Raw genomic sequence first — 24,416 nt, forward strand, 5'->3', positions numbered from 1 at the left:
GGAACACGAATGACCCCTAACCCGCCCGACAAAGCAGGACTCCACATCCTGTTAAAACTCGCCTCTCTGGTGGTGATCCTCGCCGGTATCCATGCTGCCGCCGATATTATTGTCCAGCTTCTGCTGGCGCTCTTTTTTGCCATTGTGCTTAACCCGCTGGTGACCTGGTTTTTGCGCCGGGGTATCAGCCGCCCGGTGGCCATAACCATTGTGGTTATCGTGATGCTGATTGCCCTCACCGCCCTTTTCGGCGTGCTGGCCGCCTCGCTGAGCGAATTCTCCACGATGCTGCCGCAATACAACAAAGAGCTGACGCGCAAGATCGTGGCGCTTCAGGAGATGATGCCGTTTCTGAACCTGCATATTTCGCCGGAACGGATGTTGCGCCGGATGGATTCCGAAAAAATCATGACCTACGCCACCACGCTGATGACCGGCCTGTCCGGCGCTATGGCCAGCATTTTGCTGCTGGTCATGACGGTGGTGTTTATGCTGTTCGAAGTGCGCCACGTGCCCTATAAGCTGCGTTTCGCGCTGAATAATCCGCAAATTCACATCGCCGGTTTACACCGCGCGTTAAAGGGCGTCTCCAAATATCTGGCCTTAAAAACCCTGTTGAGCGTCTGGACCGGCGTGATTGTCTGGCTGGGGCTGATGCTGATGGGCGTGCAGTTCGCGCTGATGTGGGGAGTGCTGGCGTTTTTGCTGAACTACGTGCCCAACATTGGCGCGGTACTCTCCGCCGTGCCGCCCATGATTCAGGCGTTTCTGTTTAATGGCTTCTATGAGTGCATGCTGGTGGGGGCGCTGTTCCTCGTGGTGCATATGGTGCTGGGGAATATTCTTGAACCACGGATGATGGGCCACCGGCTGGGCATGTCGACGCTGGTGGTGTTCTTATCCTTACTGATTTGGGGATGGCTGCTGGGCCCGGTTGGGATGCTGCTGTCGGTACCGCTCACCAGCGTCTGTAAAATCTGGATGGAGACCACCAAGGGCGGCAGCAAACTGGCGATACTGCTGGGGCCGGGCCGACCCAAGAGTCGGCTTCCCGGTTAATCGTCTGGGGTGAGACGGAACACGACTCTACGGGAAATTTTTAGGAGAAACGTTATTCGCAAGCCTGCGACAACACTGTACGATGTACGCTGTAACATCGCGCTTGCGAAGTAAAAATCACAGAAACAGGTTTATCGCGGACGCGCGTAGATGAAATTTACCCTCACCATTATCGACTGGCAGGCCAGAGCGCCAGGACTCAGCGATGCCGGCGCATGGCAGGCATGGTCGCGCCAGTCTGACGCCATCGATCCCGCCGCGCCGCTTGCAAAACTGACCGATCTGCCGATGATGACCGCCCGCCGCCTTAATTCGGGCAGTAAGCTGGCGGTGGATATTGGCCTTGCGATGCTGCGCAAACATCGTATCGATGCCGTGGTCTACAGCAGCCGCCATGGCGAGCTGGAACGCAACTACCGTATTCTGCAAGCGCTGGCGACGGAGCAACCCGTCTCCCCCACCGATTTTGCAATGTCTGTTCATAACGCCGCGGTCGGCAATCTTACGATCACTGCAGGTCAGCCGATTGTCTCATCCTCGGTCTCCGCCGGGATGGACACCTTCCAGCAAAGTTTGTGCGAAGTGTTGAGTCTGCTTCACGCGGGCTATTCCCGCGTTTTGCTGGTGGATTTTGACGGCGTCCTGCCCGCGTTTTATCACGCCGGGCTCCCGCCGCAGATGCCCGTCTGGCCTTACGCCCTTGCGCTGGTGATTGAAGCCGGGGACGCACTCTGCTGTGAAACCCATCGCGAAAGCACAGGGGAAGAGCCCGCGCTGCCGCAAAGCCTTCAGTTCCTGCGACATTACCTGAGCGACGCGCGGCAATTTGCCCTGGCAGGCGAGCGTTTGCAGTGGCAGTGGACGCGCCAATGAGCCATATCCTCTCCCGCCTCGATCGGTTATGGCGCATGCTGATGACCGGGTTTTGCTTCGCCCTGTTTGGCCTTGGCGGGCTGCTGCTGTCGCTGGTCTGGTTTAACCTGCTGCTGATTTTTCAGCGCGATCGCACGGCACGCCGCCGACTGGCGCGACGCAGCATCTCCGCCAGTTTTCGGCTGTTCCTGGCGGTCGTTCGCGGAACCGGCGTGCTGGATTACAGCTTTAACAATCTGGACGTTCTGCGCGCCGAGCGCGGCTGCCTGGTGATAGCCAACCATCCTTCGCTGCTGGACTATGTGATCCTCGCCTCGGTGATGAACGAAACCGACTGTCTGGTGAAAAGCGCGCTGCTGCGTAACCCCTTTGTCAGCGGCGTGATCCGTGCAGCCGATTACCTGATCAACAGCGAAGCAGAAACGCTGCTTCGTGCCAGCCTGCAGCGTCTGGCGCAGGGCGACACCCTGCTGATTTTCCCGGAAGGCACCCGCACCCGCGTGGGCGAAGCCATTACCCTGCAGCGGGGAGCGGCGAATATTGCCGTTCGTTGCAACAGCTCTCTGCGCGTGGTGGTGATCCACTGTAGCGAACGCATGCTGGATAAACAGAGTCGCTGGTACAATGTGCCGCCCAAAAAACCCATTTTTACCGTGGATGTTCGCGAACGCATCAACATTCATGATTTTTACGATGCGAGCCAGCACGAACCTGCGCTGGCGGCAAGGCAGTTAAACCGGCATATGCAGCAGCAATTAACATCCGGTCTTCAATCTTTGTCAGGAATGAAAGATGCAAGCGCTCTATCTTGAAATTAAGAATCTCATTATCTCTACGCTGAATCTGGAAGAACTTACCCCAGAGGATATCGACACCGACGCTCCGCTGTTTGGTGACGGACTGGGTCTGGACTCTATTGATGCCCTGGAGCTGGGGCTGGCTGTGAAAAATCAGTACGGCGTAGTGCTTTCTGCCGAGAGCGACGAGATGCGTCAGCACTTCTATTCCGTTGCCACGCTCGCCGCTTTTATTCATCAACAACGCGCCTGAGAATGGCCCGCTATGACAGAACAAGAAACCCTTTATCAGGAAGTCTCTGCGCTTCTTATTAAACTTTTTGAACTCGACCCTGAGCTCATTACGCCGCAGGCCCGGCTTTACGAAGACCTGGATCTCGACAGCATTGATGCCGTAGATATGGTGGTTAACCTGCAGAAGAAGACGGGGCATAAAATTAAGCCTGAAACCTTCAAAGCGGTGCGTACCGTTCAGGACATCGTCGACGTTGTGGAACAACTCCAGCGCGACGCCTGACGTGCCTGCCATTCCGCTCATCCCGATACTGACGGGCCTGATGCTGCTGGCCTGGCCGTTTTTGATTGGCTATGGCCTTGCAAGCCACCATTTGCAATGGATATTGCCCCTGATGGCGCTGGTGTTGCTGCTGCGTGTCTGGCAGACGCGCCAGCAGCGCGGCCCCTTGCGCTACATTTTCCTGAGCGTGACGCTGGCCGGGGCAGTGCTGTGCGTGGCGAGCCTTTTTCACGCTCACCTGTGGGTGCTGTTTTATCCGGTGGTCGTTAATCTGGTGATGCTGGTGGTCTTTGGGGGCTCGCTGTGGACGTCCATGCCGATAGTGGAACGGCTGGCGCGGATACGGGAGCCCCAGCTGTCTCCTGCCGGGGTTCGTTACACGCGTAAAGTGACGAAAGTCTGGTGCGGCTTTTTTATCGGCAACGGCGCAGTCGCGCTGTTTACCGTGCTGTACGCCGACCTGCGCCTGTGGACGCTATGGAACGGGATGCTTTCCTACATCCTGATGGGAACGTTAATGGCGGGTGAATGGCTGGTGCGACAACGGGTAATAAAAAACGATGGATAAACCGCTTCCTCTGAGCCAGTGGCTAAATGCCCCGCGTCCTGATGAGACGCCTGTCGCCTGGCTTGACGATCGTATCTGGACGCTGGGCGATCTGCGCCACGATGTTACGCAGCTGGTCGACGCGCTGCGTCAGGAAGAGGGCGAGCGCTGGGCGCTCTGTTTTGAAAACGGCTATCTTTTTATCGTCGCCCTGCTGGCGGCGCTTCATGCGGGTAAAACCCCCGTGCTCCCCGGGCACAGCCGGGGGGCGCAGCTTAACGAACAGCGGGCCATGTTCAGCGGCGTCCTGAGCGACACCACGCTCGAGTATTCAGGGCGACTGCGGTTGGTCACCGCCACTGCGCCGACAAACACCCCCTTTTCCCCCTTGCCTGCCATTGACGAGACGCGCGTTATCGAGCTCTTTACCTCTGGCTCCACCGGCACGCCGCAGCGGGTGATTAAGCCGGTGATCGGCCTGGATCGGGAAGCCCGTCTGCTCGCCGATCGGTTTGGCGAACGGCTGACAGGCTGTCACGTCGTGGCCTCCGTGGTGTTGCATCATCTGTATGGCCTGACGTTCCGTGTTGTATTACCCATGGCGCTTGGCCTGCCGCTGCATGCCTCCCTGCTGCAGTACGCAGAACAGCTGTCAGCGCTGCCGCAGGACAAACGGTATCTCTTTATCAGCAGCCCGGCATTCCTCAAGCGGCTCGACACCTCGCTTGTGCCGCCTCCGGTTGCCCTGCTGATCTCAGCCGGGGGCGAACTGCCCTGGCGCGACATCATCCCTTGTCATGACTGGCTGAACGTCTGGCCTGATGAAATTTACGGCAGCACCGAAACGGGCGTTATGGCCTGGCGTCACCGTCTGGATGAGACAACGCTCTGGCAGCCATTTCCCGGCGTGACGTTCCACGGCGATCGGGTAACGTCGCCACTGATCCGCGAGGCTGAAGGAGTCGTGCTGGATGATATCCTGCATTTCGCGGCTGACGGGCAGTTCAACATCGTCGGACGCCGTGGCCGGGTGGTCAAAATTGAAGATAAACGCATTTCGCTCGATGAGATTGAGCAGCGGTTACTGGCGCTGGACGGCATCTGCGACGCCGCCGCGCTGGCGGTCACTCGCCGTGGTCGTCAGGCCATTGGCGTGCTGCTGGTACTCAGTGACGCGGCGCGCTTGCACAGAGACAACGGGGGTAAAAATGCCCAGGAATCCGCGTGGCGTCGCGCCCTTCGCCCCTGCCTTGAACCGGTTGCCGTGCCCCGCTACTGGCGCATTGTCGATGAAATCCCGGTCAACAGCATGAACAAGCGTGTGACTGCACAGCTACAGGAGTTATTTCATGAAGATTCATGAAATCGAACGCCACCAGACTCATCCGGAGCATCTGGAGATAACGCTTTATCTTGATCCAGACCTGCTCTGGTTTAAGGGACATTTTGCTGTCCAGCCCCTGCTCCCTGGCGTTGCACAACTCGACTGGGTGATGCATTACGCTACCACCCTGATGGCACCGGGCTACCGTTTTCACAGCATTCAGAATGTGAAGTTTGCGGCCCCGCTGTTGCCGGACAACACAGTGACGCTGATCCTTGACTGGCACCCTGCCCGTCAGATGCTCAGTTTCAGCTACCAGCGCCATGCGGGCAGTGAACGCCATACCGCCAGCAGCGGGAAGATTCGCCTATGTCAGTAACGTTCCGCCCCTGCGTGTTGATCCCCTGCTACAACCACGGTGCGATGATGGCCGCGGTGCTCGCACGTCTGGCACCGTTTGACCTCCCGTGCCTGGTGGTTGACGATGGTAGCGAAGAGAGCACGCGCCATACCCTGGCGCACTTAGCGGAGCAGCATCCGCAGGTTACGCTGCTGCGTCTGGCGAAAAACAGCGGCAAAGGCGCGGCGGTAATGGCGGGGCTGAAAGCCTGCGCAGAGCGTGGCTTCACTCATGCAATCCAGGTGGATGCCGACGGCCAGCACGCCATTGAAGATCTCCCCCGTTTTCTGGCGCTGGCGCAACGTCACCCCGAGGCGCTGATTTCCGGTCAACCCGTTTACGATGACTCCATACCCCGTTCGCGCCTTTACGGACGCTGGATAACGCACGTCTGGGTCTGGATTGAAACGTTGTCCCTGCAGCTTAAAGACAGCATGTGCGGCTTTCGGGTCTATCCGATCACGCCGGTGATGCAGCTTGCCGCACGTACCCCGCTCGGCAAGCGCATGGACTTTGATACTGAAGTGATGGTCCGCCTCTACTGGCAGGGCACGCCCAGCTATTTTCTGCCCACCCGCGTCACCTACCCGGCAGACGGTGTATCCCACTTCGATGCGCTAAAAGACAACGTGCGCATCTCGCTGATGCATACCCGTCTGTTCCTGGGGATGCTGCCGCGCATCCCTTCCCTGCTGATGCGCCGTCGGCCGCAGCACTGGGCGCAACAGCAGGAGGTCAAAGGACTATGGGGAATGCGCCTGATGTTACGCGTCTGGCAACTGCTTGGGCGCAAGGCCTTCACCCTCCTGCTGTGGCCGGTCACCGCCGTTTACTGGCTTACCGCCCGTTCGGCGCGTCAGGCGTCGCGGCAATGGCTGAGGCGGGTTAAAGAGGTCATGGCACAGCGACAGATCCCACCGCCCCCCCGGCTGAACAGCTTTTTTCACTTCCTGCGTTTTGGTCATGCCATGCTGAACAAGGTGGCCAGCTGGCGCGGCGAGATGAAGCTGCATCGCGATCTGGTGTTTGCACCGGGTGCCCGCGAGGCGCTGGGGCTGGACGATCCACAGGGTAAACTGCTGCTGGCCTCGCATCTTGGCGACGTGGAAGCCTGCCGGGCGCTTGCACAGCGTGAAGGGGGGAAAACCATCAACGCCCTGGTCTTTAGCGATAACGCCCAACGCTTTAAGCAGATTATGGAAGAGATGGCTCCGCAGGCGGGCATTCACCTGATGCCCGTCACTGACATCGGCCCGGAGACCGCTATCCTGATCAAAGAAAAGCTGGATCGCGGCGAATGGGTGGCCATCGTGGGCGATCGTATCGCCGTCACACCGCAGCGCGGCGGCAGCTGGCGCGTGATCTGGAGCGCGTTTATGGGCCAGCCCGCGCCGTTCCCACAGGGGCCGTTTATCCTGGCCTCCATTCTGCGCTGTCCGGTGGTGCTGATTTTTGCCCTCAGCCAGCAGGGGACGCTGACCCTGCACTGCGAACCGTTCGCCGACCCGCTGCTGTTGCCGCGCGGTGAACGTCAGCAGGCGCTGCAACATACCGTCGATCGCTACGCGCAGCGGCTGGAACATTACGCCTTACTGTCACCGCTCGACTGGTTTAATTTTTTCGATTTCTGGCAGTTGCCCGAAATCAGCGAGAAGGAGTAAAGGGTGCTGACCGATCCCCGCTTTACGACGGAAGTTGAAATCACCGTCCCGTTCCACGACGTCGACATGATGGGCGTGGTCTGGCACGGCAACTATTTCCGCTACTTTGAAATAGCCCGCGAAGCGCTGCTCAATCAGTTCGACTACGGCTATCGCCAGATGAAAGCCTCCGGCTATGTCTGGCCGGTGGTCGATACGCGGGTGAAATACCGCGATGCGGTGACCTTTGAACAACGCATCCGGGTCCGGGCGCAGATTGAAGAGTATGAAAACCGTCTGCGCATTGCCTATCAAATCTTCGACGCGCAGACCGGTAAACGCACCACCACCGGTTACACCATCCAGGTGGCGGTCGACGCAGCCACCCGCGAAATGTGCTTTGTCAGTCCGGAGATCTTGTTTGAACGTATGGGAGTCACGCCATGAAATGGTTGCCTTTGCTGGCACTGATGTTTAGCCCGCTGGTCAGCGCCGTGACGCTGGATGAACTGCAGCAGCGGTTTACGCAACAGCCCGTGGTGCGCGCTCACTTCGAGCAGGTTCGTACGATCAAAGACATGCCGCAGCCGTTGCGTTCGCAGGGCGAGATGGTGATCGCCCGTGACAGCGGCCTGCTGTGGGATCAAAAAGCCCCGTTCCCCATGACGCTGCTGCTGGATGACAAACGGATGGTGCAGACCATCAACGGCCAGCCGCCGCAGACCATTACCGCCGACAATAATCCGCAGATGTTCCAGTTCAACCACCTGCTGCGGGCGTTGTTCCAGGCCGACCGCAAGGTGCTGGAAGAGAATTTCCGCATCGATTTTCAAGACCTGGGGGAAGGCCGCTGGTCGCTGGTGCTCACGCCCACCACGACGCCGCTGAACACCATTTTCACCACCCTCGATTTGGGCGGTGCGACCTTTCTGGAGTCTATTCGTCTTAACGACAAACAGGGCGACCGTACGGATATCATCCTCTCCAGTCACCGACTGACACCCGCCAGCCTGACCGATGACGAACGCCAACGCTTTGCCGCACCATAAATCGCTGCGCCCGGCGCTGCTTTGGGCCGCGGGATGCCTGATTATGCTGGGCCTGCTGGTGTCGCTGCTGCCCGGCGCGCGCCTGAACAGCAGCGTGCTGGCCATGTTGCCGACACAGACGCTGGGGGCGATCCCTCCGGCGCTCAACGACGGCTTTATGCAGCGGCTCGACCGTCAGCTGGTCTGGCTGGTCAGCCCCGGCAAAAAACCCGATCCGCGCGTGGCGCAGCAGTGGCTGACGCTGCTGCAACGCAGCGGAGCACTGAGCGAGGTCAAAGGGCCCATGGACGCCACCGGGCAACAAGCCTGGGGCGAGTTTTTCTGGCAGCACCGCAACGGGATGATTGACCCTGCCACCCGCGCCCGCCTGCAAAACGGCGGTGAAGCGCAGGCGCAGTGGGTTTTATCTCAGCTTTACTCGGCCTTTTCCGGCGTGAGCGGCAAGGAGCTGCAAAACGATCCGCTGATGCTGATGCGCGGCGCGCAGCTCGCGCTGGCGCAAAACGGCCAGAAGCTGCGGCTGATGGACGGCTGGCTGGTGACGCAGGATGACGCCGGAAACTACTGGTATCTGCTGCACGGCGAGCTGGCCGGTTCCTCTTTTGATATGCAGCAAACCCACCTGCTGGTGACCACCCTGAACGCGCTGCAGGCGACGCTGAAAACGCATTACCCACAGGCGCAACTGCTGTCTCGCGGCACGGTGTTTTACAGCGATTACGCCAGCCAGCAGGCCAAACGGGATATCTCCACGCTGGGTGTCGCCACCCTTCTGGGCGTACTCCTGCTGATTGTGGCGACATTCCGCTCCCTGCGTCCGCTGCTGCTGTGCGCGATCTCCATTGGCATCGGCGCGCTGGCGGGCACGGTCGCCACCCTGCTGTTCTTTGGCGAGCTGCATCTGATGACGCTGGTGATGAGCATGAGCATCATCGGTATTTCGGCCGATTACACCCTCTACTACCTGACCGAACGGCTGGTGCACGGTGGCGAAAACTCGCCGTGGCAAAGTCTGGACAAAGTGCGTAATGCCCTGCTGCTGGCGCTTCTGACGACCGTCGTGGCGTACCTGATTATGATGCTGGCCCCCTTCCCCGGGATCCGCCAGATGGCGCTGTTTGCCGCCGTGGGGCTGAGCGCCTCGTGTCTGACGGTGATATTCTGGCACCCCTGGCTGTGCCGTGGATTGCCGGTACGCCCGGTTCCGGCCAGCAGAGCGATGTCGCGCTGGCTGACCGCCTGGCGACGTAATAAAACACTCGCGGTTGGCCTGCCCGTCACGCTGGCACTCCTTTCCGCCGCAGGTATTGCCACCCTGAAGGTGGACGACGATATCGCCCAGTTGCAGGCGCTGCCGAAAACGATTCTGGCGCAGGAGAAGACCATTACCGCCCTGACCGGCCAGCGCGTCGATCAGAAATGGTTTGTGGTTTACGGCACGTCAGCCCAGCAGACGCTGGAGCGGCTGGAGGCCTTTACCCCTGCGCTGGCGCAGGCGCAAAAAGCGGGTGAACTGGCAAGCTGGCGAACCCTGCCGCTGAACTCCATGAAGCGTCAAAAAAGCGATCTGGCGCTACTGCACCACGCTGCGCCTGTGGTAATGAACGTGCTGCACAGCGCCGGACTGAACACCGTCTCACCGGATCTGACGCCAATGCCTGTCAGCGTGGACGCCTGGCTTGCCAGCCCGGCCAGCGAAGGCTGGCGTCTGCTCTGGCTGACCCTGCCGGGTGGCGAAAGCGGCGTGCTCGTCCCGGTGGACGGCGTCAAAAACAGTACGGCGCTAAGTGAACGGGCGGCACAGCATGAAGGGGTCGTCTGGATCGATCGTAAGGCCAGTTTTGACAGCCTGTTTGCCCTCTACCGCACCCTGCTGACGGGGCTACTGTGCGTAGCGCTGGCGGCGATTGCCTGCGGCGCCATAATCCGACTTGGCTGGCGTCAGGGGCTTATCAGCCTGGTGCCGTCGGTACTGTCGCTCAGTTGTGGGCTGGCGGCGCTGGCCGTCGCCGGGCATTCCGTCAATCTGTTTTCACTGCTGGCGCTGGTGCTGGTGCTCGGCATTGGCATCAACTACACGCTGTTTTTCAGCAACCCACGCGGCACGCCGCTGACGTCGATGCTGGCTATCACCCTGGCGATGATGACCACGCTGCTGACGCTGGGCATGCTGGTGTTCAGCGCGACGCAGGCCATCAGCAGCTTTGGAATTGTGCTGGTAAGCGGTATTTTCACCGCCTTCCTGCTGGCCCCGCTGGCGATGCCGGCCAGGAACGAGAGAAAACCATGATGAACGCTTTTTACCGCGCCGCCGCGCTGGCTGCGACGCTGCTGCTGGCAGGCTGCAGCCATTCGACCGATACTGAAGAAACTCGCCCGCTGGCCTGGCTTCAGCCGGGCACGCAGGTGACGCTGCCACCGCCGGGCATTACGCCAGCCATCCGTTCTCAGCAGCTGCTGACCGGCCGGTTTAACGGTCAGACCCAGTCGCTGCTGGTTCTGCTGAACGCTGACGGGCAAAAAGTGACGCTTGCCGGGCTCTCGTCGGTGGGGATCCGCCTGTTTCTCGCGACCTATGACAACACCGGGATCCATACCGAGCAGTCGGTCGTTATGCCCCAGCTACCGCCCGCCAGCCAGGTGCTGGCGGATGTGATGCTCAGCCACTGGCCGCTCAGCGCCTGGCAGCCGCAGTTGCCGAAGGGATGGACGCTAAAGGATACTGGCACCCGACGCGAACTGCGTAACCCTGACGGCAAGCTGGTCACCGAGATTGTCTACCTGCAACGCAACGGTAAGCGCGAGCCGATCAGCATTGCGCAGCACGTCTTTAAATACCACATCACCATTCAATATCTGGGTGACTGAGATGATTTACATTTCTGCTGTTGGCATGGTCAACGCGCTGGGCAACTCGGCCGATGAGATCGCGGCCAACCTGAACGCCGGGATTGCGCCGGGTATGCGTCATCGCGCCGGATGGCTGCAAGGATTACCTGATGCCATGCTGGGCGGCGTTGAGGGTGAACTGCCGCCGATACCGGATAGCCTGGCAGCACACCGCAGCCGTAATAATCAGCTGTTGCTGGCGGCGCTGGCACAGATTCAGCCTGCCGTTGAGGCAGCCATCGCCCGCGTGGGCCGCGACCGCGTGGCGGTGGTGCTGGGCACCAGCACCTCAGGGCTGGATGAAGGCGATGAGTACGTGCGCCTCTCCCTGAACGGCGAACGCAGCCCACAATGGCAGTACCCGCAGCAGGAGCTGGGCGATCCCTCCCGCTTCCTCGCCAGCTGGCTGCAGCTGGATGGCCCGGCGTATACCATTTCGACTGCCTGCTCCTCCAGCGCCCGGGCGATCATCAGCGGACAGCGTCTGATTGAGGCCGGACTGGTGGACGTCGCCCTTGTAGGCGGGGCAGACAGCTTAAGCCGTATGCCGGTCAATGGTTTTAACAGCCTTGAATCGCTCTCGCCCACGCAGTGCGAACCGTTTGGCCGAGACCGCCGGGGGATCACCATCGGTGAAGCGGCGGCCCTCATGGTGCTGACGCGCGAACCGGATCAGGTTGCGCTGCTGGGGGCGGGTGAATCGAGCGATGCGTACCATATCTCTGCCCCACATCCCGAGGGAGAAGGCGCCATTCGCGCCATTACCCAGGCGCTGAAGGAGGCAGGCATGACGGCAGATGACGTGGGCTATATTAATTTGCACGGCACCGCCACTCCCCTCAACGATCGGATTGAGGCGCACGTGATTAACGCCCTCTTTGGCGACCGGGTACCGTGCAGCTCCACCAAACACCTCACCGGCCATACGCTTGGCGCGGCCGGGATCACTGAAGCCGCATTAAGCTGGCTGATCCTGACCCGTGACCTGCCGCTGCCGCCGCAGGATTTTTCCCGCTACGCGCCGGACGACACGCTGCCGCCCTGCGGCCTGCTGCATCAGCATGCGCCGCTGACAAAACCGGTGATTTTATCGAACTCATTCGCCTTTGGCGGTAACAACGCCAGCCTTCTGCTGGGGAGAGTGTCATGAGTTATTTATCCCCCGCCGACTACCTGCCTCACGACGCACCGATGATGCTACTGGAGCGCGTTGAGCGTGTCACCGACAGCAGCGCGGTGTGCAGCGTCACGGTCGACGGGCACGGTGTGCTTGCGCCGTTCCTGAACGTTGACGGCGATCTGCCGGGCTGGTTTGCGCTGGAACTGATGGCCCAGACCGTGGGCGTCTGGTCTGAATGGCACCGTCTGCAAAAAGGCCTGCCCCACAGCCCGCTGGGCATGGTGCTGGGCGCGCGCGAGCTGGTGTGCAGCACGGGCCGCTTTGCTGCAGGCACTACGTTAACCATTACCATTGAGCGCCTGATGCAGGACGAACGCTTTGGCAGCTTTGAATGCACAATCCAGACGGATAACGCCCCCCTTGCCACGGGCCGTGTGAATACGTTCCAGCCCAGCGAGGACGAATTAACCTCACTTTTCTCTCAGGGAGCTTCATCATGACACGTTCCGTACTGGTCACGGGCGCCAGCAAAGGCATTGGCCGCGCCATCGCCTGTCAGCTTGCCGCTGACGGTTTCACCGTAGGCGTGCATTACCATCGCGATGCTGATGGCGCGCATGAGACGCTGGAGGCCATTGTTCAGGCTGGCGGAACGGGTCGTTTACTGACCTTTGACGTGGGCAACCGCGAGCAGTGCCGCGAGGTTCTGGAACAGGAAATCAGCACCTTTGGCGCATGGTATGGCGTGGTCAGCAATGCCGGGATAACCCGCGATGGCGCGTTTCCGGCGCTCAGCGACGAGGACTGGGATAGCGTCATCCACACCAACCTCGACAGTTTTTATAACGTTATTCATCCCTGCATCATGCCGATGATCGCAACCCGCAAGGGTGGGCGGATTATCACCCTGTCGTCCGTGTCAGGCGTGATGGGCAACCGCGGACAGGTGAACTACAGTGCCGCCAAGGCCGGTATTATCGGCGCCACCAAAGCGCTGGCCATTGAACTGGCAAAACGCAAAATTACCGTCAACTGCATCGCGCCCGGGCTGATTGATACCGGCATGATCGAGATGGAAGAGGCCGCGCTGAAAGAGGCCATGTCCATGATCCCGATGCAGCGCATGGGTCAGGCGGACGAGGTGGCCGGTCTGGCGAGTTATCTGATGTCAGACCGGGCAGGCTATGTGACACGCCAGGTGATCTCGATCAACGGGGGGATGTTATGACGCGTCGGGTGGTGATTACGGGAATGGGAGGCGTGACCGCCTTTGGCGAGGACTGGCCGACCATTTCACAGCGGCTGCTCGGCTACGAAAACGCCGTGCGCACCATGACAGAGTGGCAAGAGTATGCCGGTCTGCAAACGCTGCTGGCCGCCCCCATCGAGGATTTCACCCTTCCGGCACACTATACCCGCAAGCGTATTCGCGCCATGGGCCGCGTGTCGCTGCTCTCTACCCGCGCCACCGAAATGGCGCTTGAGCAGGCGGGCCTGATCGATGACCCGGTACTGACGCAGGGGCAAACCGGCATCGCCTATGGGTCGTCCACGGGCAGCACGGGCCCGGTAAGCGATTTTGCCTCCATGCTGATGGAAAAACACACCAATAACATCACCGGCACCACCTATGTGCAGATGATGCCGCACACCACCGCGGTCAATACCGGCCTGTTCTTTGGTCTGCGGGGGCGCGTCATTCCCACGTCGAGTGCCTGTACTTCCGGCAGCCAGGCGATTGGTTACGCCTGGGAAGCCATTCGCCATGGTTATCAGACCGTTATGGTCGCCGGGGGCGCCGAGGAGCTTTGTCCTTCAGAGGCGGCGGTATTTGATACGCTGTTCGCCACCAGCCAGCGCAACGACGCGCCGAAAACCACGCCGTCGCCCTTCGATACCGCGCGCGATGGTCTGGTCATCGGCGAAGGTGCAGGCACGCTGATTCTGGAAGAACTGGAGCACGCCAAAGCGCGCGGGGCGACCATCTACGGCGAAATCGTGGGCTTTGCCACCAACTGCGATGCGGCGCATATCACCCAGCCGCAGCGTGAAACCATGCAGATTTGCATGGAGCAATCGCTGGCAATGGCTGGTTTAGGCGCCACGGACATCGGGTATATTTCCGCCCACGGCACCGCCACCGATCGGGGTGATATCGCCGAAAGCCAGGCCACTGCGGCCATCTTTGGCGACAGGGTCCCCCTCTCCTCGCTGAAGAGCTATTTTGGCCATACGTTAGGTGCCTGCGGTGCGCTGGAAGCGTGGATGAGCGTGCAGATGATGCGTGAAGGCTGGTTTGCCCCGACGCTCAATTTAAGACAACCGGATGAGCAATGTGGTGCTTTAGATTATATTATGGGGGAAGCCCGTCAGATTGACTGCGAGTATCTGCAAAGCAATAACTTCGCGTTTGGCGGCATCAATACCTCAATCATTATCAAACGCTGGGCGTAACTATGTACCAGTTTATACTGGGAAAAATCTCCACCCTTTGCGCGGACCCGCTGGCGTCAACGCTCGCAGATATGGCACCTCAGGGTGCGCGAAACCGTTCCTGGCTGGCAGGCAGGACGCTGCTCGCCCGGACATTATCCCCGTCTCCGCTGCCCGATATCGTGTACGGTGAACAGGGGAAACCCGCCTTTGCGAAAGATCATCGACTCTGGTTTAACCTGAGTCATAGCGGGGACGACATTGCCCTGCTGGTGAGCGATGAAGGTGAAGTAGGCTGCGATATCGAAGTGATACGCCCGCGTGAAAACTGGCAGGCACTGGCGAACGCGGTTTTCAGCGTGGCGGAGCATGCAGAGCTGGAACGCGAAGCGCAGGAAGCGAAGCTCCCGGCTTTCTGGGGGATCTGGACGCGTAAAGAGGCGATTGTGAAGCAACGAGGCGGCAGCGCCTGGCAGATTGTCAGCATCGACAGTACCTCTGAGGCCCACTCGGTCAGCCAGCTTCAGTTTGGCTCGCTGAGTCTAGCCGTCTGCACGCCCACTCCGTTCACCCTTACCCCCGGGGCGATTTTTCACCACGAGATGTCCGGGGCAGGAATATCACCAGCACGCCCAGCATAATCAACCCGACACCCGCCAGCCCCTGCCACGAGAACGACTCACCCCAGCCGGGCAGCAGGATCGCCGCGCCCCACACCAGAATATAACTGAGGCTCAGCAAGGCATACGCTTTGCTGAGCGCCATGCGATGCAGCGCCAGATACCAGCAGCCCATAGAGGCCACATAGCCCATCAGCCCCAGCAGCAGCGCGCCGGTACCGGACGAAAAATGCCAGAGAGCCCTGAAAAATGCCAGCGCCTCGTCGACGGGCGGAAGCGCCTGCATGGCGCTGCGCAGCAGCAGCTGCGCGGCACTGACTAACGCCACGCTGCATAACGCCCAGCACGCCCCTTTCACAGGCTTCCTCCCAGCAGAACAATCCCGATCATAATCAACCCTACGCCCAGCCAGTGATGTCGGGCCACCTTCTCATGCCAGAGCCCCTTCGCCGCCAGCGTTACCCAGACAAAATTAAGGCTCAGCATGGGATAGGCGACCCCGACGGGAAGACGCTGCAATACCACCAGCCAGACCAGCATGCCGCAGCCCAGCGCCAGCAAGGCGAGCCCCAGCCAGAGCACAATATGCGCGCCACGCCGCCCGGTTTTCGCCGGACGGGTCGCTTGTTTCTGACAGAGCTGTCCCGCGCAGGTCAGCAGGCTTGCCAGCACCAGCCACAGCCAGGTCATCATTGCGGCAGATACTGCAGGTAAGCCAGCCGCCCCTGGATATACAGGTAGTCCGGCTTTGGCAGGTTATTCCGGTTCAGATCGTCGTTCTTCGACAGCAGGATCACCAGCGACACGCTCCCCTGCTGGCGGTGCCTCGCCAGCCACTGCGCAAAGTCATCTTTAGTGATAAAGCGGTCTTTCACGTCCGGATAATCCAGCCCGTAACGCAGCTCACCGCTCTGACCAAACATGATGATGTCATTACGTTTAAGCTCCCACGCCAGCCCTGCCGCCACGCCGACATTATCGGCCAGCACAAACCGGCTCTGCTGGAGCGGGTCGCGCACGGTATCCACCAGCGACTGTGGCTGTTTGGAGTCCACCACCAGGTTGGGAATGGCAAAACCAATCAGCAACGCCAGCCCGGCAGGGCACAGCGCCGCCAGCCACCAGCGCTGCTGGCTCCGTCTGAAGCTAAACCAGCCCACCACTGCCCAGACGAGGAAGGCCACCACCGCGCAGAAGACTTTATACAGCTCGACCGATGTCCAGACCGGGTGCTTAGCCAGCCCCCACGGCGACACGACTAACGCCGCGATGACACCGAGGGTACCGAACGCCAGGTTGATCCCGGCATTGATGCGTAACACGCTGGCCCCCTTTTCCGCAGCGAGGAAGGCATAACGTGCCATCAGGATCGCCAGCGGGGCAAAACACGGCAGGATGTAGGTAGGCAGCTTGCCTTTGGCAATGCTGAAGAATAAAAGCGGCATCACCACCCAACCGAGCAGATAAAGCCCGCCGCCTGCCGGATGTTTTTCACGCCAGCCCAGACGCAGCGCACCGGGCAACAGCGCCAGCCACGGCAGACTGCCCGCGACCAGGAATGGCAGGTAATACCAGAACGGGGCTTTGTGCTGGGCGTCGCTTTGGGCAAAACGCTGAATGTGTTCAACCCAGAAGAAGTAGCGCCAGAAATCGGGTTCACGCTGGGCAATCGCCAGCCCCCAGGGCAGGACAATAAGCACGCAGCTCAGGATCGCAAGCCCGCCAAAACTCAGCACCTCTTTCCAGCGCTTTTGGGCAATCACCCACGGCAGGACGCCAAGGACCGGCACCGCCAGGGCGAGAAAGCCTTTGGTCATCACCCCCATGCCGCAGGCCAGCCCCAGCACGATGTAGCCCCCCGCTTTGCCAGCCAGGGTCTGCGCCTGCGAGGCCAGCCAGAAACTGCACATTGCCGCCGCCAGCCACAGGGAGATGATGGGGTCGAGCACGGCATAGGTGCCAATGCCATAGACCAGAAACAGCGTCAGGAAGATAAGGCCGGAGAACAGGGCAACGCGTTTATCGCGCCAGAGTTGCCAGGCCATCCAGATAACCAGTAGCGCCGTCAGGCCGGTGGAAAAGATGGCCCCGGCGCGCACGGCAAAGTTTGTATGGCCAAACAGCAGTTGCCCGAGACTGTTGACCCAGTAGCCAGCAATCGGCTTTTCAAAGTAACGCAGCCCCAGAAAATGCGGCACAATCCAGTTGCCGGAGGCGAGCATTTCACGGCTGATTTCCGCATAGCGCGTTTCATCAGGCTGCCATAACAGACGGATATCAACCGGAATGAGATAGTAAACAATAAACAGGGCGAAAAGCCCTAAGCCATAACGGGCGACTTTCATGGTACCGGACTCACGGTTTGTTGATAGCCAAGCCAGCCTTCCCGGCCAGCCATTTCACTTCGCACAATTTTGCCGACAGGCAGCGTACTGAGATCGTCTGGCAGCAGGTCGATCAACGGGCAGAACTGAATCCCCTCCTGCGCCGCCAGCGTCAACAGCGCATCGAAATCATGCTGATACGCAATCCCTTCCACCTCGGCGTGGATGGTGTAGACCGGCGTGCCGGTGTCGCGATGTATACAGTCCAGAATGTAGCGGTTGAAGCCGTCGGCGGTCACCTCGCGCCCCACCACTTCATCCCAGGTGGGCAGGGTGACCGGGATTTGCACCGTGCCAACGCGGCTTTCACCGAGCTGCGGTAAAAAAGGTCCGCTGCCCCGGCAATCGCTGTTGTAGCGAAACGCGAACGGCTCTTTGGCTTTCACGACGCGTTGATCCGCACGCCATCCGGCCACGGCGGAGCAGCGCACCGACTGCCCGATAATGGCCTCCAGCTCCCGCAGACCACGCTCGATTTCCCGGGCCAGGCGAGGAATGTCCCAGACGCCCGCCCAGGCCTGCCAGGCATGGTGATCCCAGGCATGCAGGCCGACCTCATGGTGCTGAGCCGCTTCACGGATGATGGCTTCGTTACCCGCGCCGATACGCCTGCCGGGCCATGCGGTACCGGCCAGCAAAATATCCCAGCCGTAGAGCGATGCTGCGCGCGAGCGCAGCATTTTGAACAGAAATGCCGGTTTAACCAGACGCCATAAATGACGTCCCATGTTGTCTGGCCCCACGCTGAAGAAGATGCTGGCACGCACATCGTGCTTGCTCAGCAGCCTCAGCAGTCCGGGAACGCCGTCACGCGTTCCCCTGAAGGTATCGACATCAATGCGTAAACCGACTTTTTTCATGAGGCCTGTTCCGACAGCTCCACGGTGCGCAGGAAGAAATCGAGCGTCTCATCAATGGTCTGCTCCATCTTCACCGTTGGCGTCCAGTTCAGGCAGCGCTTCGCATTGCGAATGCTCGGCTTGCGGTGCTCAACGTCCTGGTAGCCTTTGCCATAGTAGCTGCTGCTTTCCACTTCGCGGAATCCTGCAAACGGCGGGAACTGGTTACGCAGCGGATGGCGCTCAAAGCTTGCCAGCAGCATTTCGGCCAGTTCACGAATGCTCGCTTCGTTATCCGGGTTGCCGATGTTGATGATCTCCCCGTTGCAGCGGCCATCCTTGTTTTCAATGATGCGGAACAGGGCTTCGATGCCGTCGCTGATGTCGGTGAAGCAGCGTTTTTGTTTACCGCCTTCAATGAGCTTAATGGGCGAGCCTTCCACCAGGTTCAGGATCAGCTGGGTAATGGCGCGGGAGCTACCAATGCGCGCCGCGTTCAGGTTATCCAGACGTGGCCCCATCCAGTTGAACGGCCGGAATAGGGTAAAGCGCAGCCCTTCTTTCTCGCCGTAAGCCCAAATTACGCGGTCCAGCAGCTGTTTAGAGACGGAGTAAATCCAGCGCTGCTTGTTGATCGGCCCAACCACCAGGTTAGAGGTATCTTCATCGAAGTTTTTATCAGTACACATGCCGTACACTTCGGAGGTGGACGGGAAGATGATGCGCTTATCGTATTTCACGCAGTCGCGGATAATCTTCAGGTTCTCTTCAAAGTCCAGCTCGAACACACGCAGCGGGTTGCGGGTGTACTCAATCGGCGTGGCAATGGCGACCAGCGGCAGCACCACGTCGCATTTTTTGATGTGGTACTCGATCCACTCGGAGTGGATGCTGATATCCCCTTCCACGAAATGGAAGCGCGGGCAGTCAAGGAAACGGCTGATGGCATCGGAGCCAATGTCGAGGCCATAAATTTCGTAGTTATCGTCTTTCAGCAGACGCTCGGTCAGGTGGTTACCAATAAAACCGTTTACGCCGAGGATCAGCACGCGGGTGCGGCGCTTAATTGCCACCACCGGGGCGCTGGTGATCAAGGCGCCGGGAACCAGCCCCAGAGACTGCGCCAGCTGCGCGCCCTGCACATAAACGCCGTTGTCGGTCTGACCGGTCACGATCTCCAGCGCCTGCTCGCCGCAGCTAACAATCAGCGGAGAGACAGAGACGATGGTGCCCGGTTTCGCGGCCGGGACATCGTCGCGCACGCGGGATTTCCAGACGATGAATTTGCTGACGCCGGCAAAGCTATACGCCCCCGGCCAGGGGTCGGTCACTGCGCGCACCAGGTTGTGCAACTGGCGGGCGGGCTTGTTCCAGTCCAGACGGCCGTCTTCCGGCGTGCGGCGGCCAAAACAACTCGCCTTGCTCTCGTCCTGAGCGGTCTCGCTGAAGGTGCCGTTCAGGATGGTCGGCAGTGCATCGCGCAGCAGGCTTTGTGCCACCGAGCAGAGTTTCTGATGAAGCTGCAGCGCCGTCTCATCCGCATCAATGGCAACACGCTGCTGCGCGATGATGGCACCCGCATCCGCGCGGTGCACCATGCGGTGCAGGGTCACGCCGGTTTCAGTTTCGCCATTCACCAGCACCCAGTTCAGCGGCGCGCGGCCACGGTAGGCGGGCAGCAATGAGCCGTGAAGGTTAAATGCCCCTTTCGTCGCCAGACGTAAAATATCGTCGCAAATCAGGTTGCGGTAGTAGAACGAGAAGATGACATCCGGGGCGGTGTCGCGAATGCGATCCACCCACAGCGGGTGGTTGATATCGTCCGGCGCGTAGACCGGAATGCCGCGCTCGGCGGCGATACGCGCCACGGAGCCAAAGAAGTTATTCTCGCCTGCGGCGTCCGGATGCGTGAAGATGGCAGCGATATCATAACCCGCTTCAAGCAGGGCAAGCAGGCCCGCGCACCCCATATCGTGATAGGCAAAGACAACAGCTTTCATGGGTGTTTTTCCTCTTGAGAGACTTTGTGTTCCTGGCGGACAACACGTTGAATAAAGTAGCGCGGACGTGCGCGAACATCGTTATAGATACGGCCAATGTACTCACCGAGCAGGCCCATCCCGACAAACTGGGCGCCGATGAACATGAACAGCACGGCAAAGAGCATGAACACCCCTTCCGCCGCCCACTGGGGGCCAAAGACCAGACGCAGGACGACCAGCAAAACGGAAAGCGTGAACCCGGCCAGCGCGATAATGCTGCCGAAGACGCTCAGCAGGCGCAGCGGCGTGGTGGTCAGGCAGGTGATGAGGTCGTACATCAGGTTGATAAGACGCATAAAGCTGTACTTCGACTCCCCATGCTCACGCTCGGCGTGCAGCACCGGGATCTCCGTCGCCTTACGGGCAAAGGTATTCGCCAGAATCGGAATGAAGGTGCTGCGTTCATGGCAGTGCAGCATGGCGTCGACAATATGGCGGCGATAGGCGCGCAGCATGCAGCCGTAATCGCCCATCGCTTTGCCGGTGGTGCGCTGGATCAGGCGGTTGATGGTGCGGGAAGCCAGCTTGCGGAACAGGCTATCCTGACGATTCTGCCGTACCGTACCTACCACGTCGTACCCTTCGTCGGCTTTGGCGACCAGCCGGGGGATCTCCTGCGGCGGGTTTTGCAGATCGGCATCCAGCGTGATGACCAAATCCCCCGTCACGTGGCTGAACCCGGCCATAATGGCCGAATGCTGGCCATAGTTGCGGTTAAGCAGCACCGCGACGATATGGCTGCCTTCGGCCTGCGCAGCCTCGGTCAACATCAGGGCGGAGTTATCGCTGCTGCCGTCATCCACCAGCAGGATTTCGTAGGCTTTGCCCAGCGTCTCGCAGGCGGCGGTGGTGCGGCGGATCAGTTCGGGCAGACTCTCCTGCTCGTTATAAACGGGGATCACCACAGAAACTTTTTGTACAGGCGGCGCACTGAACATATCAATGTCCTGCAAGCTGATGGAGCGCGGTAATGACGCGGGTTGTGTCGTCATGAGTCATGTCCGGGAAAAGTGGGAGAGAACAAATACGCGCGCTGTTCCATTCAGAATGCGGGAGCGATACATCAGGAAAACGCTCGCGGTAGTATTTTTGGGTGTGTGCCGCGCGGAAATGCAGGCCAGTGCCGATGCCCTTCTCCTTCAGGGCCGCCATCAGGTTATCGCGGGAGATCCCGCAGCGGGCTTCATCCACGCGAATAATAAACAGGTGCCAGGCGTGCACATGCGGCCATGAGGGAATAGTGAGCGGCTGGAACGGCGTGTCGGCCAGCTCGCGCAGGTAGCGTTCGGCGATGTCCTGACGGCGTTTATTGGCCTGTTTCAGTTTGCCCAACTGCACCAGCGCCAGCGCGGCGTTGATATCCGCGAGGTTGTATTTAAAGCCGGGCGCGATCACTTCGGCCTGCGGCGCGCGGCCGTGGGTCTGGCGGTCATAGGCATCGACGCCCAGACCGTGGAATTTCAGGCTGCGGATTTTTTGTGCCAGCTGTTCGTCATCCGTCACCACCAGACCGCCCTCGGCGCAGGTCATGTTTTTAATGGCGTGGAAGGAGAAAATTGCCGTGCCCTGCCAGCCCACGTGGCGGTCTTTGTAGTACGTGCCCGCGGCGTGTGCCGCATCTTCGATCACCGGAATACCGTGACGTTCCCCCACCGCGCGGATAGCATCGATATCACACGGCGCACCGGCGTAATGCACCGGGATAATCGCTTTGGTACGCGGCGTAATCGCGGCGTCTATCGCGTCCGGGGTGACCATCAGGGTATCTTTGTCCACATCGATCATCACCGGGTTTGCCCCCAGCAGAACGATCATATTCAGCGTGGAGACCCAGGTCAGGGAGGGGGTGATGACGTCATCGCCAGGGCCAATACCCAGCGCCATCAGGGTGACGTGCATCCCGGCCGTTGCCGAACTGACGGCAATGGCGTGGTGATTCCCGGTCAGCTGACAAAATGCCTCTTCAAGCGCCTGATTTTTCGGCCCGGTCGTGATCCAGCCAGAGGTTAATACCTCCTGCAACGCCGCGATTTCCTCATTACCCATTGAGGGGCGGGAAAAAGGCAAAAAATCAGGTGATGCTGCCAACTTACTGATTTAGTGTATGATGGTGTTTTTGAGGTGCTCCAGTGGCTTCTGTTTCTATCAGCTGTCCCTCCTGTTCAGCTACTGACGGGGTGGTGCGTAACGGCAAAAGCACCGCCGGACATCAGCGCTATCTCTGCTCTCACTGCCGTAAAACATGGCAACTACAGTTCACTTACACCGCCTCTCAGCCCGGTACGCACCAGAAAATCATTGATATGGCCATGAATGGCGTTGGATGCCGGGCAACTGCCCGCATTATGGGCGTTGGCCTCAACACGATTTTCCGCCATTTAAAAAACTCAGGCCGCAGTCGGTAACCTCGCGCATACAACCGGGCAGTGACGTCATTGTCTGCGCGGAAATGGACGAACAGTGGGGTTACGTCGGGGCTAAATCACGTCAGCGCTGGCTGTTTTACGCGTATGACAGGATACGGAGGACGGTTGTGGCGCACGTCTTCGGTGAACGCACTCTGGCCACACTGGAGCGTCTTCTGAGCCTGCTGTCGGCCTTTGAGGTCGTGGTATGGATGACGGATGGCTGGCCGCTGTATGAATCACGCCTGAAGGGAGAACTGCACGTTATCAGCAAGCGATACACTCAGCGAATTGAGCGGCATAACCTGAATCTGAGACAACATCTGGCACGGCTGGGACGGAAGTCGCTGTCGTTCTCAAAATCGGTGGAGCTGCATGACAAAGTCATCGGGCATTATCTGAACATAAAACACTATCAATAAGTTGGAGTCATTACCTGCCGATTGAAGCGCGTTTACATCGTGAAATTACGGGAATGCTGAAAAGTATCACGTTGAGCCGCAGCGCAACCGGGAAATACTACGCGTCGTTACTCTGTGACGACGGGATGGAAGCGCCGGCAAAGCCCGCATTGATATCAAATGTGACAGGGCTGGATATGGGGCTGGCGCATTTTGTCATCAAATCGGACGGCAATAAAATTGCCAGTCCCCGCCACCTAATCAATGCAAGTCGCAACCTGCGCCGGAAGCAGAAAGCACTGTCCCGTAAGAAAAAAGGGAGCGCAAACAGGCGCAAAGCCAGAATACAACTTGCAGCCGTTCACGAACGGGTAGCCAGTGCCCGTGCCGATTTCCAGCACAAGTTATCTCGCGCAATTGTTGACGAAAACCAAGCGGTAATTGTCGAGACATTGAAAACGGCAAATATGATGAAAAATCACCATCTGGCTCGTGCGATAGGCGATGCTGGATGGTCTGGATTCATCACAAAACTGGAATACAAAGCAACAGAGAAAGGTGTGCATCTGGTGAAACTGGATCAATGGTTCGCCAGTTCGAAAACCTGCCACTGCTGCGGTCACAAAATGTCGGAGATGCCATTACATAAGCGCATCTGGCAGTGTCCAGAGTGTGGAGTTGAACATGACCGCGATATCAATGCGGCGCTCAACATCAAACGCAAGGGCATACTGGAATTACAAGCGGCGGGGCTCGTCGTTTCTGCCCATGGAGGCCAGCGTAAATCCGTCACACAGACGGTTGCGGCTTAAGAAGTGGGAAGCCTCGCCCGACAGGGCGGGGGGCAGTCACGGATCATGTTTGCTGCAACATTTCTTCTGGTGTGGATATTCACCCTTCCAGGTGATTTCTATAGAAAAAAAGCCAGACATTGATACAATCGCTGCGGGTGCTTGAGGCTATCTGCTTCAGGCATTACCCGACAAGCAGATAGAAGAAAGCCCCAGATAACATTACGCGTCTGTACTGACCCCAAAAAGTTGGACAGTTAAACACGAGGCACATAGGTCTGGGTTC

Annotated in this window: 26 protein-coding genes and 1 pseudogene; 20 read left to right on the forward strand and 7 right to left on the reverse strand. The window is 59.4% G+C overall.

What is annotated here, in order from left to right:
* Positions 1-9: 9 nt before the first annotated feature.
* The 18 genes from HX884_RS00475 (at position 10) to acpT (ending at position 15,289) form a co-directional block, all read left to right on the forward strand.
* A complete protein-coding gene (locus tag HX884_RS00475; protein WP_013099154.1) occupies positions 10-1,059 on the forward strand; it encodes an AI-2E family transporter in 1,050 nt (349 codons plus the stop codon).
* Positions 1,060-1,209: 150 nt separating this feature from the next.
* Complete coding sequence (locus tag HX884_RS00480) at positions 1,210-1,932, forward strand: beta-ketoacyl synthase chain length factor (RefSeq protein ID WP_038985063.1); 723 nt, start codon at positions 1,210-1,212, stop codon at positions 1,930-1,932.
* Positions 1,929-2,744, forward strand: coding sequence for a 1-acyl-sn-glycerol-3-phosphate acyltransferase (locus HX884_RS00485; RefSeq protein ID WP_178327458.1), 816 nt, complete (start codon positions 1,929-1,931; stop codon positions 2,742-2,744). The genes HX884_RS00480 and HX884_RS00485 overlap by 4 nt, the downstream gene beginning before the upstream one ends.
* Complete coding sequence (locus tag HX884_RS00490; protein WP_010436544.1) at positions 2,725-2,982, forward strand: phosphopantetheine-binding protein; 258 nt, start codon at positions 2,725-2,727, stop codon at positions 2,980-2,982. Before HX884_RS00485 ends, HX884_RS00490 begins: the two co-directional genes overlap by 20 nt.
* Before the next feature lie 12 nt (positions 2,983-2,994).
* Positions 2,995-3,246, forward strand: a complete 252-nt coding sequence (locus HX884_RS00495; protein WP_020687737.1) for an acyl carrier protein — start codon at positions 2,995-2,997, stop codon at positions 3,244-3,246.
* Positions 3,218-3,814 carry a hypothetical protein gene (locus tag HX884_RS00500; RefSeq protein WP_178327459.1) on the forward strand — a complete coding sequence of 199 codons (597 nt, stop codon included), beginning with the start codon at positions 3,218-3,220 and terminating at the stop codon, positions 3,812-3,814. The genes HX884_RS00495 and HX884_RS00500 overlap by 29 nt, the downstream gene beginning before the upstream one ends.
* Positions 3,807-5,156, forward strand: coding sequence for an acyl-CoA synthetase (locus HX884_RS00505; protein WP_178327460.1), 1,350 nt, complete (start codon positions 3,807-3,809; stop codon positions 5,154-5,156). The genes HX884_RS00500 and HX884_RS00505 overlap by 8 nt, the downstream gene beginning before the upstream one ends.
* Complete coding sequence (locus tag HX884_RS00510; protein WP_013099160.1) at positions 5,143-5,496, forward strand: hydroxymyristoyl-ACP dehydratase; 354 nt, start codon at positions 5,143-5,145, stop codon at positions 5,494-5,496. The genes HX884_RS00505 and HX884_RS00510 overlap by 14 nt, the downstream gene beginning before the upstream one ends.
* Positions 5,487-7,178, forward strand: a complete 1,692-nt coding sequence (locus HX884_RS00515) for a glycosyltransferase (RefSeq protein WP_045900970.1) — start codon at positions 5,487-5,489, stop codon at positions 7,176-7,178. The genes HX884_RS00510 and HX884_RS00515 overlap by 10 nt, the downstream gene beginning before the upstream one ends.
* A gap of 3 nt (positions 7,179-7,181) precedes the next feature.
* On the forward strand, positions 7,182-7,604 hold the full coding sequence (locus HX884_RS00520) for a thioesterase family protein (RefSeq protein ID WP_013099162.1): 423 nt from the start codon (positions 7,182-7,184) through the stop codon (positions 7,602-7,604).
* On the forward strand, positions 7,601-8,206 hold the full coding sequence (locus HX884_RS00525; RefSeq protein ID WP_178327461.1) for an outer membrane lipoprotein carrier protein LolA: 606 nt from the start codon (positions 7,601-7,603) through the stop codon (positions 8,204-8,206). The genes HX884_RS00520 and HX884_RS00525 overlap by 4 nt, the downstream gene beginning before the upstream one ends.
* Positions 8,175-10,496: an MMPL family transporter gene (locus tag HX884_RS00530; RefSeq protein WP_178327462.1), complete on the forward strand. Its 2,322-nt coding sequence runs from the start codon at positions 8,175-8,177 to the stop codon at positions 10,494-10,496. The genes HX884_RS00525 and HX884_RS00530 overlap by 32 nt, the downstream gene beginning before the upstream one ends.
* Complete coding sequence (locus HX884_RS00535; RefSeq protein WP_028027933.1) at positions 10,496-11,074, forward strand: DUF3261 domain-containing protein; 579 nt, start codon at positions 10,496-10,498, stop codon at positions 11,072-11,074. Before HX884_RS00530 ends, HX884_RS00535 begins: the two co-directional genes overlap by 1 nt.
* Before the next feature lies 1 nt (position 11,075).
* Entirely contained in the window at positions 11,076-12,245 is a 1,170-nt protein-coding gene (locus HX884_RS00540) for a beta-ketoacyl-[acyl-carrier-protein] synthase family protein (protein WP_045900976.1), read from the forward strand.
* The gene (locus HX884_RS00545) at positions 12,242-12,715 is read left to right on the forward strand and encodes a 3-hydroxy-fatty acyl-ACP dehydratase (RefSeq protein WP_023620062.1); all 474 of its coding nucleotides are present in this window, start codon (positions 12,242-12,244) and stop codon (positions 12,713-12,715) included. Before HX884_RS00540 ends, HX884_RS00545 begins: the two co-directional genes overlap by 4 nt.
* On the forward strand, positions 12,712-13,443 hold the full coding sequence (locus tag HX884_RS00550) for a 3-ketoacyl-ACP reductase FabG2 (RefSeq protein ID WP_013099168.1): 732 nt from the start codon (positions 12,712-12,714) through the stop codon (positions 13,441-13,443). The genes HX884_RS00545 and HX884_RS00550 overlap by 4 nt, the downstream gene beginning before the upstream one ends.
* On the forward strand, positions 13,440-14,669 hold the full coding sequence (locus HX884_RS00555; protein ID WP_108453739.1) for a beta-ketoacyl-ACP synthase: 1,230 nt from the start codon (positions 13,440-13,442) through the stop codon (positions 14,667-14,669). The genes HX884_RS00550 and HX884_RS00555 overlap by 4 nt, the downstream gene beginning before the upstream one ends.
* 2 nt (positions 14,670-14,671) lie before the next feature.
* On the forward strand, positions 14,672-15,289 hold the full coding sequence (acpT, locus tag HX884_RS00560) for a 4'-phosphopantetheinyl transferase AcpT (RefSeq protein WP_029883618.1): 618 nt from the start codon (positions 14,672-14,674) through the stop codon (positions 15,287-15,289).
* Here acpT and arnF read toward each other — a convergent pair.
* Genes arnF through arnB form a run of 7 tightly spaced genes read right to left on the reverse strand, consistent with a single transcriptional unit; the run spans position 15,222 to position 22,579 of the window.
* Complete coding sequence (arnF, locus tag HX884_RS00565; RefSeq protein ID WP_048972529.1) at positions 15,222-15,626, reverse strand: 4-amino-4-deoxy-L-arabinose-phosphoundecaprenol flippase subunit ArnF; 405 nt, start codon at positions 15,624-15,626, stop codon at positions 15,222-15,224. The genes acpT and arnF overlap by 68 nt on opposite strands.
* The gene (gene arnE / locus HX884_RS00570) at positions 15,623-15,961 is read right to left on the reverse strand and encodes a 4-amino-4-deoxy-L-arabinose-phosphoundecaprenol flippase subunit ArnE (protein ID WP_013099172.1); all 339 of its coding nucleotides are present in this window, start codon (positions 15,959-15,961) and stop codon (positions 15,623-15,625) included. The genes arnF and arnE overlap by 4 nt, the downstream gene beginning before the upstream one ends.
* Entirely contained in the window at positions 15,958-17,613 is a 1,656-nt protein-coding gene (gene arnT, locus HX884_RS00575) for a lipid IV(A) 4-amino-4-deoxy-L-arabinosyltransferase (RefSeq protein WP_178327463.1), read from the reverse strand. The genes arnE and arnT overlap by 4 nt, the downstream gene beginning before the upstream one ends.
* The gene (arnD, locus tag HX884_RS00580; RefSeq protein ID WP_057071772.1) at positions 17,610-18,512 is read right to left on the reverse strand and encodes a 4-deoxy-4-formamido-L-arabinose-phosphoundecaprenol deformylase; all 903 of its coding nucleotides are present in this window, start codon (positions 18,510-18,512) and stop codon (positions 17,610-17,612) included. The genes arnT and arnD overlap by 4 nt, the downstream gene beginning before the upstream one ends.
* Positions 18,509-20,491, reverse strand: a complete 1,983-nt coding sequence (arnA, locus tag HX884_RS00585) for a bifunctional UDP-4-amino-4-deoxy-L-arabinose formyltransferase/UDP-glucuronic acid oxidase ArnA (RefSeq protein WP_013099175.1) — start codon at positions 20,489-20,491, stop codon at positions 18,509-18,511. The genes arnD and arnA overlap by 4 nt, the downstream gene beginning before the upstream one ends.
* Positions 20,488-21,471 (reverse strand): undecaprenyl-phosphate 4-deoxy-4-formamido-L-arabinose transferase, encoded by a 984-nt coding sequence (gene arnC / locus HX884_RS00590; RefSeq protein WP_178327465.1) that lies wholly within the window; start codon positions 21,469-21,471, stop codon positions 20,488-20,490. Before arnC ends, arnA begins: the two co-directional genes overlap by 4 nt.
* 1 nt (position 21,472) lies before the next feature.
* Positions 21,473-22,579, reverse strand: a complete 1,107-nt coding sequence (gene arnB / locus HX884_RS00595) for a UDP-4-amino-4-deoxy-L-arabinose aminotransferase (RefSeq protein WP_178327464.1) — start codon at positions 22,577-22,579, stop codon at positions 21,473-21,475.
* An 83-nt stretch (positions 22,580-22,662) separates the two neighbouring features.
* On the opposite strand from arnB, the gene HX884_RS00600 reads away from it, so the two are divergent.
* Both HX884_RS00600 and HX884_RS00605 read left to right on the forward strand, forming a co-directional pair.
* A protein-coding gene (locus HX884_RS00600) for an IS1 family transposase (RefSeq protein WP_258958469.1) occupies positions 22,663-23,360 on the forward strand; the annotation gives its coding sequence in 2 pieces (ribosomal slippage) (positions 22,663-22,912 and positions 22,912-23,360; 699 coding nt in all).
* Positions 23,361-23,374: 14 nt separating this feature from the next.
* A pseudogene (locus tag HX884_RS00605) lies at positions 23,375-24,151 on the forward strand (RNA-guided endonuclease InsQ/TnpB family protein); the annotation flags it as partial.
* Positions 24,152-24,416 lie beyond the last annotated feature (265 nt).

The sequence above is a fragment of the Enterobacter sp. SECR19-1250 genome (assembly GCF_013391025.1).
In the GTDB taxonomy this organism is placed as follows: domain Bacteria; phylum Pseudomonadota; class Gammaproteobacteria; order Enterobacterales; family Enterobacteriaceae; genus Enterobacter; species Enterobacter cloacae.

Bases quoted from the DNA above. Each gene is read 5' to 3' on its own strand.
- HX884_RS00475 (WP_013099154.1), top strand. From the start codon at position 10: ATGACCCCTAACCCGCCCGACAAAGCAGGACTCCACATCCTGTTAAAA.
- HX884_RS00480 (WP_038985063.1), top strand. From the start codon at position 1,210: ATGAAATTTACCCTCACCATTATCGACTGGCAGGCCAGAGCGCCAGGA.
- HX884_RS00485 (WP_178327458.1), top strand. From the start codon at position 1,929: ATGAGCCATATCCTCTCCCGCCTCGATCGGTTATGGCGCATGCTGATG.
- HX884_RS00490 (WP_010436544.1), top strand. From the start codon at position 2,725: ATGCAAGCGCTCTATCTTGAAATTAAGAATCTCATTATCTCTACGCTG.
- HX884_RS00495 (WP_020687737.1), top strand. From the start codon at position 2,995: ATGACAGAACAAGAAACCCTTTATCAGGAAGTCTCTGCGCTTCTTATT.
- HX884_RS00505 (WP_178327460.1), top strand. From the start codon at position 3,807: ATGGATAAACCGCTTCCTCTGAGCCAGTGGCTAAATGCCCCGCGTCCT.
- HX884_RS00510 (WP_013099160.1), top strand. From the start codon at position 5,143: ATGAAGATTCATGAAATCGAACGCCACCAGACTCATCCGGAGCATCTG.
- HX884_RS00515 (WP_045900970.1), top strand. From the start codon at position 5,487: ATGTCAGTAACGTTCCGCCCCTGCGTGTTGATCCCCTGCTACAACCAC.
- HX884_RS00525 (WP_178327461.1), top strand. From the start codon at position 7,601: ATGAAATGGTTGCCTTTGCTGGCACTGATGTTTAGCCCGCTGGTCAGC.
- HX884_RS00530 (WP_178327462.1), top strand. From the start codon at position 8,175: ATGACGAACGCCAACGCTTTGCCGCACCATAAATCGCTGCGCCCGGCG.
- HX884_RS00535 (WP_028027933.1), top strand. From the start codon at position 10,496: ATGAACGCTTTTTACCGCGCCGCCGCGCTGGCTGCGACGCTGCTGCTG.
- HX884_RS00540 (WP_045900976.1), top strand. From the start codon at position 11,076: ATGATTTACATTTCTGCTGTTGGCATGGTCAACGCGCTGGGCAACTCG.
- HX884_RS00545 (WP_023620062.1), top strand. From the start codon at position 12,242: ATGAGTTATTTATCCCCCGCCGACTACCTGCCTCACGACGCACCGATG.
- HX884_RS00550 (WP_013099168.1), top strand. From the start codon at position 12,712: ATGACACGTTCCGTACTGGTCACGGGCGCCAGCAAAGGCATTGGCCGC.
- HX884_RS00555 (WP_108453739.1), top strand. From the start codon at position 13,440: ATGACGCGTCGGGTGGTGATTACGGGAATGGGAGGCGTGACCGCCTTT.
- acpT (WP_029883618.1), top strand. From the start codon at position 14,672: ATGTACCAGTTTATACTGGGAAAAATCTCCACCCTTTGCGCGGACCCG.
- arnE (WP_013099172.1), bottom strand. From the start codon at position 15,961: ATGATGACCTGGCTGTGGCTGGTGCTGGCAAGCCTGCTGACCTGCGCG.
- arnT (WP_178327463.1), bottom strand. From the start codon at position 17,613: ATGAAAGTCGCCCGTTATGGCTTAGGGCTTTTCGCCCTGTTTATTGTT.
- arnD (WP_057071772.1), bottom strand. From the start codon at position 18,512: ATGAAAAAAGTCGGTTTACGCATTGATGTCGATACCTTCAGGGGAACG.
- arnA (WP_013099175.1), bottom strand. From the start codon at position 20,491: ATGAAAGCTGTTGTCTTTGCCTATCACGATATGGGGTGCGCGGGCCTG.
- arnC (WP_178327465.1), bottom strand. From the start codon at position 21,471: ATGTTCAGTGCGCCGCCTGTACAAAAAGTTTCTGTGGTGATCCCCGTT.
- arnB (WP_178327464.1), bottom strand. From the start codon at position 22,579: ATGGGTAATGAGGAAATCGCGGCGTTGCAGGAGGTATTAACCTCTGGC.